Genomic DNA, 2,271 nt, shown 5'->3' on the forward strand with positions numbered 1-2,271 from the left:
CGGCGCTCGACGCGGCGCAGGGTCGCGGCCAGCGGGGGGCGTTTCGCCGTACCGCCGGGTTTCGCCTCCTCTGCCACCCGGCCAGCCTGTCACGACCGGGCTCGCGGGCGGTCGCCGGTGCCTGGCATGTCTTTCCATGGCCGTGACCTGCCTGCTGGCTGTACCGTTCCGCGCGGTTGCCGAGCTTTCTTCATCTGTAACCTTTGGGTTATTTGTCCGATATAGCGGTGCGCCTTCACCGTGATTTCGGTCGGTGACCTGGCAGGGTGTCGTCCTAGCACCGCACGACTGGTGGGTGCGAGGTCTTATGACGGGCGGCGCGGTGCCGATGAGACCCGGTGGTCCGGACGGCGGGCAGGAGAGGGGGCAGGGATGACGGAACGCGAGGACGGCCAGCTGTACGCCGAAGCGGAGCAGGTCGCCGCGGAGGAGCCGTTTCCCTCGGTCGCGTCTGCACAGGCCACCGAGGAGCCGGTCGACGACATCCCGCACCGGGTCGGCTGCCGCACCGAGCTGCGCGGCTGGGCCGGTGCCCACCTGCACGGCGCGGTCCGGCCCCGGCGCCGGGCAGTGAGCCGGGGGCGTCCGCCCGGCCGCTGGTGCTGAAGCGGCGTCCCGCTCACCCTCGTGGGTGACTGACTGCGGTGTGGCGGGCTGGTTCCGGCCCATCGCCCGGCCCGTCTCGGCACCGTGTGTGTCCGTGGACGACAAGAGACGACTCATCCTCGACCAGGCTCTCGCCCTCGTCGACGAACACGGCCTCGGTGCCATGTCCATGCGCGCCGTCGCCGAACGGGTCGGGCTCACCTCGATGGCCCTCTACCCGTACGTCGGTGGCAAGGACGCCCTGCTGGACGGGCTCGTCGACCTGCTGCACCTGGAGCTGGGCACCGAGTACGGCGAGGACCCCGGCGACATCGACTGGCGGCAGCGCCTGCGGGCCCTGGGCCGGGCGGTACGGGCGTTGTCCCGGGCGCACCCCGGCGCGTACCCGTTGCTGCTGAACCGCCGCTCGGCCGGCGCCTCCGCCTCCTGGCTGACCGCCGCCCTGCGCGGCTGCCTGCACGACGCCGGCGTGCCGGGGGAGCAGGTGCCGCGGCTGACCCGGATGATCTGCGCGTTCCTGCTCGGCTACACCGTCGGTGAGGTGACCGGCGGACTGCCCGCGGACGAGGCGGCCCGCCACGAGGACGCCGCGGGGGAGTTCGACGCCGACCTGGACGACCTGGTCCGGCTGGTGGAGGTCACCGTTAGCGGCACGTGAGGCCGTTCGGCATCGCCGCCCGGGTGCTGTGGCCTATAAAGAGGCTTATGTCCGACGGGTACGTTCTGGAGCGGTACATCCAGCTGCGCCGCGCCGCGTTCCTGATGTGCGGCGACTGGGCGCTCGCCGACGAGCTGGCCCGCACCACCCTGGCCCGGGTGCTCGCCGATCCCGACATCACCGAGCCGGACCTGTGGGCGTACGCCGATCTGATGGCCGCCTTCAAGAAGCCCCGCGGCCGGCGCGAGCACGTCTTCGTCGCCCCGGAACCAGCCCTGCTCACCGAACCCGTACCGGTCGATCGAGGCTCGGGCGGCGGTCAGCTGCAACTGGCCACCGCGCCCGCCGAGGTCGATGCCGTGCACACCGTGCTGGTGCTCGACGCGCTGCACGGCCTCAGCCCGCGCTGCCGGGCGGTGCTGGTGCTGCGGCACTTCTGCGGGCTGGCCATCGACGAGACCGCCGACGCCCTCGACCTGGACGACAGCAGGGTGCTCGCCTTCGAGGCGGAGGGCCTGGGCGCGTTCGCGGGCCTGCTGGCCGCCGCCCGGCCGGTGGACGTGCGATGAGTGCGCTGCTCACGGCGGTGCTGGAGAAGGCCTGCGAGAGCGAGCCGCCGCCCGGCGACGCGGTTCCGGACATCAACCGGCGGGCCGACCGGCTGCGCCGCCGCCGGGCCTGGCGCGTGGTGCTGGCCGGCCTGGTCGCGGTGGCCCTGGTCGTGCTGCTCGGCTTCGTCCTCACCAACGTCCTGCTGCCCGGGCACAAGGCCCGCTCGACCGCCGCGGTGCCCGTCCCGCAGCCCCGCCCGTCCGCCGTCCTCGACCCGGTGCTGAGCGTGCTGGCACCGCCGGTGGACGCGAAGGGTTACCGGATCGTGCCGCGCCCGCCCAGCGCGGGCACCGGCTGGCGGCAGTACGCGGTGCTGAACGCCGACGGCGAACCGCGGGGCCTGGTCGAGGTCGCCGTCTACGACGCGCCGGCCGGGCTCTGCCTGCCCGTGCAGG

3 protein-coding genes and 1 pseudogene are annotated in these 2,271 nt (G+C 73.5%); all 4 read left to right on the top strand.

The window, feature by feature from the left end:
- The first annotated feature begins 372 nt into the window (after nt 1-372).
- A complete protein-coding gene (locus AB0C29_RS44530) occupies nt 373-606 on the top strand; it encodes a hypothetical protein (RefSeq protein ID WP_360833876.1) in 234 nt (77 codons plus the stop codon).
- Between the two features lie 94 nt (nt 607-700).
- Nucleotides 701-1,264, top strand: coding sequence for a TetR/AcrR family transcriptional regulator (locus AB0C29_RS44535; RefSeq protein WP_360833872.1), 564 nt, complete (start codon nt 701-703; stop codon nt 1,262-1,264).
- A 47-nt stretch (nt 1,265-1,311) separates the two neighbouring features.
- Nucleotides 1,312-1,833 carry a sigma factor-like helix-turn-helix DNA-binding protein gene (locus tag AB0C29_RS44540; protein ID WP_360833874.1) on the top strand — a complete coding sequence of 174 codons (522 nt, stop codon included), beginning with the start codon at nt 1,312-1,314 and terminating at the stop codon, nt 1,831-1,833.
- Nucleotides 1,830-2,271, top strand: a pseudogene (locus tag AB0C29_RS44545) (hypothetical protein); the annotation flags it as partial. The gene AB0C29_RS44540 and the pseudogene AB0C29_RS44545, both read left to right, overlap by 4 nt.

Source organism: Actinoplanes sp. NPDC048791 (genome assembly GCF_040650095.1).
Lineage (GTDB): Bacteria > Actinomycetota > Actinomycetes > Mycobacteriales > Micromonosporaceae > Actinoplanes.

What these genes read in the sequence shown, in the direction of transcription:
- AB0C29_RS44540 (WP_360833874.1), top strand. Translation starts at nt 1,312, where the DNA reads ATGTCCGACGGGTACGTTCTGGAGCGGTACATCCAGCTGCGCCGCGCC.
- AB0C29_RS44530 (WP_360833876.1), top strand. Translation starts at nt 373, where the DNA reads ATGACGGAACGCGAGGACGGCCAGCTGTACGCCGAAGCGGAGCAGGTC.